General features: G+C 59.5%; 7 protein-coding genes. 4 read left to right on the forward strand and 3 right to left on the reverse strand.

What is annotated here, in order from left to right; genetic code table 11:
• Positions 1-13: 13 nt before the first annotated feature.
• The 3 genes from HQL56_15905 to HQL56_15915 all read right to left on the reverse strand — a co-directional run bounded on the left by HQL56_15905 (position 14) and on the right by HQL56_15915 (position 3737).
• Positions 14-961, reverse strand: a complete 948-nt coding sequence (locus HQL56_15905; protein MBF0311000.1) for a response regulator — start codon at positions 959-961, stop codon at positions 14-16.
• Positions 958-1413, reverse strand: a complete 456-nt coding sequence (locus tag HQL56_15910) for a response regulator (GenBank protein MBF0311001.1) — start codon at positions 1411-1413, stop codon at positions 958-960. Before HQL56_15910 ends, HQL56_15905 begins: the two co-directional genes overlap by 4 nt.
• A gap of 98 nt (positions 1414-1511) precedes the next feature.
• Positions 1512-3737: a PAS domain S-box protein gene (locus HQL56_15915; GenBank protein MBF0311002.1), complete on the reverse strand. Its 2226-nt coding sequence runs from the start codon at positions 3735-3737 to the stop codon at positions 1512-1514.
• 98 nt (positions 3738-3835) lie between these two features.
• On the opposite strand from HQL56_15915, the gene HQL56_15920 reads away from it, so the two are divergent.
• The 4 genes from HQL56_15920 to HQL56_15935 all read left to right on the forward strand — a co-directional run bounded on the left by HQL56_15920 (position 3836) and on the right by HQL56_15935 (position 8607).
• Positions 3836-4486, forward strand: a complete 651-nt coding sequence (locus HQL56_15920) for a CpsD/CapB family tyrosine-protein kinase (GenBank protein ID MBF0311003.1) — start codon at positions 3836-3838, stop codon at positions 4484-4486.
• A gap of 5 nt (positions 4487-4491) precedes the next feature.
• Positions 4492-5532 (forward strand): polysaccharide biosynthesis/export family protein, encoded by a 1041-nt coding sequence (locus tag HQL56_15925; GenBank protein ID MBF0311004.1) that lies wholly within the window; start codon positions 4492-4494, stop codon positions 5530-5532.
• Between the two features lie 16 nt (positions 5533-5548).
• Positions 5549-7447 carry a hypothetical protein gene (locus HQL56_15930; GenBank protein ID MBF0311005.1) on the forward strand — a complete coding sequence of 633 codons (1899 nt, stop codon included), beginning with the start codon at positions 5549-5551 and terminating at the stop codon, positions 7445-7447.
• Positions 7448-7533: 86 nt separating this feature from the next.
• Complete coding sequence (locus HQL56_15935; protein MBF0311006.1) at positions 7534-8607, forward strand: sugar transferase; 1074 nt, start codon at positions 7534-7536, stop codon at positions 8605-8607.
• Positions 8608-8655 lie beyond the last annotated feature (48 nt).

Here is an 8655-nt window from a genome sequence, read left to right on the forward strand (position 1 = left end):
CATGCGATTATCCTCATGGAATCGGCGTTCCAGGGTGTGGATGGCCATCCGGTTGGAGGAAAGGAGGGCTGGATTCCCGCTGGGTATTCCCCAAGGCATAGGGACGGTAGCAGGATACCAGATGTCCCATCAATTCGAAGGCCAGGTAGCGTCCCTCCTCGTGAATGACCTCGTTGCGGGCGGTGTTGCCGGGTTGTTCCAGGCGCAGACGCGCTTCGCGATAGAGGGCCACCACGTCCCGGGGGCCGCATTTCAGAAACCCCAGCTCTCTTGCCAGTTCTTTCAGGTTTTTGGAGACATGGTGAATCACTTTGTGGGTACGCATTTCCAGGGACTGTTCCAGGAGGAGGGTCAGCATACCGGCGAGGCGGGTGAACGTTTCCGGGGCGCTGCTGTCCAGGCTGCGCACTCCCAGGGCTTGGGCGCTGACGGCGGTTTCCGCGCGTCCTCCCAGGCGTTCCATGGTCTCCTGTTCCCGTTTGCGCCGCTGTTCTTCCCGGTTTTGATCCAGTTCCGCCTGAAGGCGATGACGTTCGATGGCGTAGCGAATGGCTCGCAGCAGAAGGTGTCCGTCCAGCAGGCTCTTGACCAGATAGTCCTGGGCTCCCAGGCGCACCGCCTGCATGGCCAGCGATTCGTCATCCAGGTTGGACAGGACGATCACCGGGGTTTGGCAGGGCTGTTTCAGCCAGGGTTCGCAGGTGGCCAACCCCTTGGAATCCGGCAGGTTCAGATCTGCCAGAATGACCTGGTACGAGCCGTGTTCCATGACCTGACGGGCTTCGGCCATGGTGCCCACGGGATGCAGCCGGATGGAGGCCCCCAGGCTGAAACCGCGCCCTTTGGCCATTTCGTCCTCCAGCCAGATTTGCAGGAGTTCGGCAAAAGGGGCGTCGTCCTCGATCAGCAGCGCTTGTATCACCGGGTTGCCCATGGGGCCGCTTTCTCTGTTCCGTGTCACGGTGCAGTGATCTTGCGGGGTAATTTGACCACCGTCAGCCAGAAATCCTCGATCGATTTGATGACCGAGAAGAACTGATCGATATCGACCGGTTTGGTGATATAGCAGTTCGCATGCAGTTCGTAGGTCTTGAGGATATCCTCTTCAGCCCTGGAGGTGGTCAGAATGACGATGGGAATGGTGGCCAGATCGGGATTCCGTTTGATGTATTGCAGCACCTCCCGCCCGTCCTTGCGCGGCAGATTGAGATCCAGCAGCACCAGATCCGGTCTTACCGCCGAGGCGAAGCGCCCGCGCTTTTCCAGGAAATCGATGGCCTGTTCCCCGTCTTCCACCACATGCAGCCGGTTGGCGATGCGGCTGTCCGCCAGGGCTTCGCGAGTCAGATCGACATCACCGGGGCTGTCTTCCACCAAAAGCAGTTCAATGGGCTGCCCAAGGCTGGTTTCCATGGTTCGCCTCTCCCTTGCCGCAGGATTTTTCCCCCCGGGCAAAATGGTAATTTTTCATTTCGCGAAAAAGGGTAACACACTTTTGCCGATATTATCCATCAAGAATGCAGCGTTCCGGGCCGGGTGGGCAGGGTGAAGTGGAAGGTGCTGCCTTCGCCGAGAGTCGATTCCGCCCAGATTTGTCCCCCGTGCCGTTCGACGATGCGTTTGCACAGAGCCAGACCGATTCCCGTTCCCTCGTAGCGGGAGCGGGCGTGCAGCTTCTGAAAAATGGTGAAGATGCGCTCCAGATACTGGGGCTCGATGCCGATGCCGTTGTCGCGCACGGTGAAGTGCCAGCAATCCCCGTCCTGTCTGCAGCCGATGTGAATGAGGGGTGGGGATTCCCCCCGGAACTTGAGGGCATTGGCCAGCAGATTCTGGAAGAGTTGCACCATCTGGGATTCGTCCCCGGTGATCGTCGGCAGGGGATCCTGGCTGACGCTGGCCTGGGTGGAGGCGATGACCCGGCTTTGGAAATGCAAAGCCCGATGCAGCGCCTTTTCACCTTCGAAGGTGGTAAAGGTATCTCCCTGGGTTTCCAGTCGGGAGTAGGCCAGCAGGCTGTTGATCAAATCGCTCATGTAGCGAACCCCGTCCACCACGTAGGCGATGTATTTCGTGGCTTTTTCGTCCAGGGCGCCGGAATAGCGCTTCTCCAGGAGTTGCACGTATCCGGTCACCAGTCGCAGCGGTTCCTGCAGGTCGTGGGAGGCGACGTAGGCGAACTGCTGCAGGTCGCGATTGGAACGTTCCAGCTCCCGGGTACGCTGCAGCACGCGGCTTTCCAGTTCGTGATTGATATTTTGCAAGGCTTCTTCGGCCTGTTCCCTCTGGGTGACATCCCGGAAGATGCCGAGAATCACCGGCATATCCCCCAGGTCGGTGACCGCTGCCCGGATGTCCACCGGTACCCGGCTGCCGTCGGGGCGAACCACATGCACGTTCTCCACCGTGTCCCGCCCTCCCTGGACATGTTCCCGGAAGAGTTCGGCGTAACGGTCCCGCTCTTCGGGGGGGTGGAGCTGGGTTTGATGCTGCCCGATGATTTCGTGAAGGGGTCTTTGCAGAAGGGTGGCCGCCATTTGATTCGCCTCCACGATGAGGCCGGTTTCGGCGTGGGCCACCAGAATGGCGTCGTTGGCGGTTTCGAAAAGCATGCGGTAGCGGCGCGCCGCACGCCGCGCCTCTTCCTGGTCCTTGCGCGCGGTGGTGACATCGCGGGCCATGAGGACATACCCGACGATGACGCCGAAGGTGTCGGTAATCGCCGAAACCCTGGATTCGATGATCCGTTCCCGGCCTTCCCGGGTGTCGCGAACCTCGTAGCGGTGTTCTCCCCGTTCCCGGACCGCATCCATGCCGGATTGAAACCGATCGGGATCGACGTTTCTCTCCCGGTGGATCGCCTGAAGGGGACGGCCTATGGCGGTCGTGGCGAAGAGGGAATAAAAGGCTTCTGCAGTCGGATTGAAATATTTGATTATATAGTTCAAATCCGTGGCCACGATGGCCATATCCGTGGCGGTGCGCAGGATGTTGTCCAGATAGACAGCCTTTTCCTGCAAGGCCTGGCGAGCCGAGTCAAGCAGCCTTTGATTTTCCTTGAGCAGTTCCGTCTCCTGAATCTGGCGCAGCATGGGCTCGCTGATGCGGAGGAAAAACCAACCCCCGGTGAAAATGACCAGCAGACCGACCAGCAGGGCGATGCCGCCTGCTTTCAGGTACGGCTGGCGGATTTCGGCCATGTCGATTTTGGCGACGATGCCCACGTTGAGCCGTTTGAGCGGTTCGTGGGCCGCCAGGACGATTTCGTTGCGGTAATCGGCGCCGATGATCGACCCGGAGTGGCCTTCCACCGCCAGCCGCATGGGAACCGCCAACTCCGAATCATAAGGAACCGGAATCGGCTCGTCCCCCCGGTCGTGTCGGCGGTGCAGCAGGAAGACGAGTTGGTCGCCCTCGCGCCGTCCCAGAACGAATTCGCCGGTTTCCCCCAGGCCCGGAAACTCTTCCTGGGCCTGGCGCAACAGCAACAGGGTTTGGACCAGAATCTGTTCCGGGTCATCGGGAAGGTGGTATTGCCGCAACTGAATCATCTTTTGCTGGGCGATGGCCTCGATGAGCCGGGCCCGGCTCTGCACGGTTTCCGCCAGGCGCATTCTGGTCTGTACGAGGGAGGTCTCGTAGAGGATCCACAGGGTTGATCCCCCCACGGCGAACCCGACCAGGGCGAGGATCGCAATCAGAAAGAGAACTCTCCGACCTTCCAGATTATTTGACATGTTCGCCTCCGGAGTTGTGGCACAAGGCATGCTTAAAGCAAGGCAGGGAGCCATGTCCAGATGGCGGCGCAGGTTGTTTGAGGGAGCTTGAAGCTAGAATGGGACGCTTGTCCGACAGAATGCAACCTTTTTTGCGCAATCGAGAACTGTCGCGCCTGCAGGGCAAGATCTTGACGGCTGCGCAGGGTCGGTCCGTTCGCTCCCTCTTTTTCACCTCACCCCGTTCCGGGGACGGCAAGACCACCGCGGCCATCTCCACCGCCTATTCCCTGGCCACCGAGGGGCAGGTCAAGGTGCTGCTGGTGGATGGCAATCATGCCGCTCCCTGTCTGCATCGCCTTTTCGAACTGCCGGTCGGGCCGGGACTGGTGCAGTTCCTGGCCGGAGAGGCCAGCCTGGAGCAGGTGGTACATGCCACCGGGCATGAAAATCTCCGGGTCATGAGTCACGGTGCGGAAAACGGTCTGGGCATCACCAACATGGGTTCCGAAAAGCTCAAGGAGGAGGTTGCCGCCCTGATGGCTTCCTGCGACTGCGTGGTATTGGACGGACCGGGGTTCTTCGTCTCCTCCGACGCCGCCCTGTTGGCCCCCTGGTTCGACGCCACCCTGATGGTCATTCAATGCGAACGGACCAAAAAAGCCATGATCGAGTTGCTGCGGGAGAACATCCACCAGGTGGGAGGGAATCTTCTCGGGGTGGTTCTCAATAAACGCAAATATTACATTCCGCGGATTTTTTACGGATGAATCCCATGGGACGCCTTTTCCCTCTGGTCACGGTTCTGTGCGGGCTGCCGATGGTTTCCGCTTGCGTCTCCTCCAGGGAAGAGGCGCCGACCAACGGGGAGGTGGTCATGGACCACCACGCCTTCTCCTTCGCCAAACCGGAGTTCACCAGCTTTGCGGAGTATCGCATCTCTCCCGGCGATATCCTGGACGTCCTGTTCCACATCAAAACCTGGATGGTGGGGCAGGACTTCCATATTTCCCAGGAGGATACCCTGGAATTCCGCTTTCCGGGGGCCAAGGAACTCAACGAAACCCAGCGGGTGCGTCCGGATGGCAAGATTTCCCTGCCTTATCTGGGGGAGATGGAGGTGCGGGGCAAAACGGTGGCCGAATTGCGGCAGGAGTTGGAGGAGCGCTACAAGGGCATCCTGCGCAATCCGAACGTGATCATCACCGTGCCGGAGTTTCTGCAGCAGATTCGGGAGATGAAAAAGGATCTCTATACCTCTTCCCGTGGCTTGAGCCGTCTGGTGACGGTGCGTCCCGACGGGCAGGTGACTTTTCCCATGATCGGCCATGTCTTCGTGGCCGGGAGGACCATCAACGAGGTCAACGAGGATATCAACCGGAAGTACGCGGCCATTCACGAAAGTCTGCACATCGACCTCTTCCTGGAAAAGCACGCCGGCTCCCTGATCTACGTTCTGGGAGAGGTGGCCAGTTCAGGGGCCTACAAGATCGACAAACCGGTTTCCGTGGCCCAGGCGGTGGTTCTGGCCGGGGGCATGACCAAGGATGCCCGTGGCAATCAGGTCATCGTCATCCGGCGCAAGGAGGACAAGATGGTGGGTACCGCCATCGCCCTGCAGGATGCCCTCGAACTGAAACCGGGAGCCTCCTTTTTCCAGATCATGCCCGACGACATCATCTATGTGCCGCCGCATCCCGTCACCACAGCGGCCCATCTGGCCCAGCAGATCGGCAACATGTTGATGTTCCGGGGTTTCAGCCTGGGCATGTCCTACGAACTGCGCCGCCTCAACCAGGGCGACCGCGTCTTCTGAACCATTGGGATACGGCATGGACTCCACCCCGCGCAGTGGCATGAATCAGGAAGATGTGGTCCGGGAACTCCTGTTCGTTCTCTTTTCCACCAAGCGTCTCATTCTGGGAACTGCCGCCCTCATCTTCGCGGCCACCCTGGTGGTGGCCTTCTTCTGGCCCCCCCGGTACGAGGCGACCGGCGCCTTCCTGGTCAAAGGCAAGAACCTGGACCGCAATCCGGGGATTCTGGAAAACACCCTGCTCAAGGTGGAGCCCATCACCAAGGAGGATCTCTACTCCGAAGTGCAGATCATGACCTCCAACGAGGTGGTGCGTCAGACCGCGCTCAAATTTGTCGAAGAGACCCTGGGGGAGAAGCCCGCCCCGGAAGTCAAGGCCCAGGCTTTGAGCGAGTTGATCGACTATTTCAAGAGCCAGCTCGCCATCGAGGTTCTGGCCCGTTCCAACGTCATCGAATTGCGGCTGACGGGAAAGGATCCCCAACGCATCAAGGTTCTTCTGGAACGGTTGATGAACCAGTACCTCACCTATCGGCAAACGGTGCATCATCCCCAGATGATGAACCAGTTTTTCGAAGAGCGCGTTTCGGGATACATGCAGGAGATCGACAAGAAACAGCAGCGGCTCATCGAATTGATCCGTCAGGTGGGTGCGCCCGATCCGGGATTGGAGCTGCAGCAGAACCTGTTGCTCAAGTCAGAGTTTCTGCGGGAACTCCAGTCCCTGGAGAGTTCCCGCATCCAGGCGGAGCGGGATGCGGAACAGATTCGCCTGGAACTGAACAAGGGTGGCGTCAGCCTCTTCGCCTTTCTGGAAAACATGGTGATTCGGGATCTCTCCGCCAAGCTGGAGGAGCAGTTGGTGGAGCAGGCCCGCGTGTTGCAGATTTTCGAGGAGAAGAGCCAGGCGGCCCGGGATATCGAGGTCCGGGTCAACAACCTGTTTCGTGCCATGCACAAGGAGGCGAGTTCCATCCTGAGCAGCAAGGAGAACCAGGCGGCCACCATTCGGGAGAAGATCCGCTTTCTCAAGGAGAAGGTGGCCCGTCTGGACCAGCGCAACCTCGATTTGAAGAAGCTGCAGCTCGAAACCGATCAGGTGACCCGTGAATCGAAGTTGCTGGAACTCTCCTTCGAAACCTTCTTCAAGCGTCGTGAAGAGGCTCACATCAACAGCAACAACGAGGCGGCGGGACTCTACTCCCAGGTGATGATCGTCGCGGCGGCCAAAGCCTCCTCGAACCCGGTCTTCCCCAACCCTCGCCTCATGGTGCCGGTGGGCTTCGTGGTGGCCCTCTTCACCGGGATCAGCCTGGGTTTCCTGACCCATTTTTTTGATCAGACCGTCAAACGTCCCGAGGATTGCGAACGTGGACTGGCCTTGCCGGTGATCTTCTCCATTCCCCTCATGGAGGGCCCCGTTACCGCCAGCGAGTCCGACTCCCGGCAGAGTCTCCCGGACCAACCACCCCGAAAACGGGGTGGCTTTCCGATCGGACGGGGCTTGCTCTATGCTTGTTTCCTGGCCAGCCTGCTGCTTGCCTGGCGGTATGTATTGAATCCGGAGACCCCGGTGAAAGGCCCTGTCGGGGAAAGCTCTCCCCTTAACGTGCCGGCGGTTCCCCAGCCGGAGGTTTCGGCCAAACCGGTTTTGTCGCGACCGGATCCTGTTGCCGACAGCCACGCGGAGACGGCGCCCGGCGGTTCCTCCACCTGGTGGAGCGTGGCGGAGGCCGAACCGGTCGCTCAACCCGTGAAGTCTGCGAGCCCGCCACCGTCCAGGCCGGTTGCCGCGCCCAAAGCGCCGGCGGGGACCGCTTCACTGGCCCTGCCGCCCCGCTTGCCGACCGGGGTGGCGCCCGACGGAGTGTTCCTGCAGCCGGCCGGGGGAGAGCGCACGGGGCGTTCCCCCTAACAAAGGAATCTTTCCCTTTTTATCTATATTCAGATATCATTCATACTCCGACGTATTTTGGAAAGGGTGTTTCAGGTTGGGTGGCCATGAGAATCGGCAATTCTGTTTTTCTGCAATGGTTTGACTTCGGCGGGTATCGGGAAGGAGGTCCCATCGGGACCATTCTCTTCGATGCGGTGACCGCGCTGGTCTTCTTTTCCCTGGCCTTGCCCGCTTTTCTGTTGATTGCCCTGGTGATCCGCCTGGTCGACGGCGCACCCGTCTTTTATGTCGGCGAGCGACTCGGCTTCGGCAAACGTCCCTACAAAATGTACAAGTTTCGCACCCTGAATACCGGCTCCCAATCCCTGTTGCAGGATCGGGTACTCTCCTCGGCAGACCGCTTCGAAACCCGTACCGGGAAATTCCTGCGGGAATCCCGCCTGGACGAGCTGCCCCAGTTGATCAACGTGATCAAAGGGGAGATGCGCCTGGTGGGACCGCGTCCGGAACGTCCCGAAATCTACGAGAACTTGTGCAAGGGCATTCCCGGATACGACGTGCGTTTCGAGGTCAAGCCCGGATTGATCGGCTACTCCCAGATCTTTACGCCCCACAATGCTCCCAAACGCATGCGCACCTTGATTGATAATTATTATGTGCGTTGCAAACAGAAGTGGTACACCGATATCTTCTTTTTCTTTTACGCCTTGGCCATGCTGGCCAAACGGGCTCTGATCAAGGGGAGCAGACTGCTGCGCCAGCGGATGCGGCGCATGTGGCATCATCAAGCGGAAGAGGTGCGTCGTTACGAACGCATTGAGCCATCGCCGACCCGCGCCATCATGGAGATCACCGGGGAGCAGGGGGATTCCCGTCAGGTTGAGCTTGGGGATATTGCCGACATCAACGACGAGGCCTTTTCCCTGGAAACACGGGTGACCCTGCCGGAACATCCCTTTCCCGCCATTCTCTCCACCACGGTTCCCGGTTCCAGAGGTTTCGGGAAATCGGCGGTGCGCCACAAGCAGGTGCGCATTCAGGCCCATGTTTTCCGCTGCACCTCCGTTGCGGGCCAGGAGATGGGTGAATTTCAGAAGTACATTCTGCGCTTCATTCCCGCATCTCCCCTGAACGCTTTGGTGCTGCACAAATACATACTCGACAAGAGCATCCTGTGACGGGATACGGTATCCCCGGATGAGGCTCTTTTCGGGGCTCGAACTGGG

The sequence above is a fragment of the Magnetococcales bacterium genome (genome assembly GCA_015231925.1).
GTDB lineage: Bacteria > Pseudomonadota > Magnetococcia > Magnetococcales > JADGAQ01 > JADGAQ01.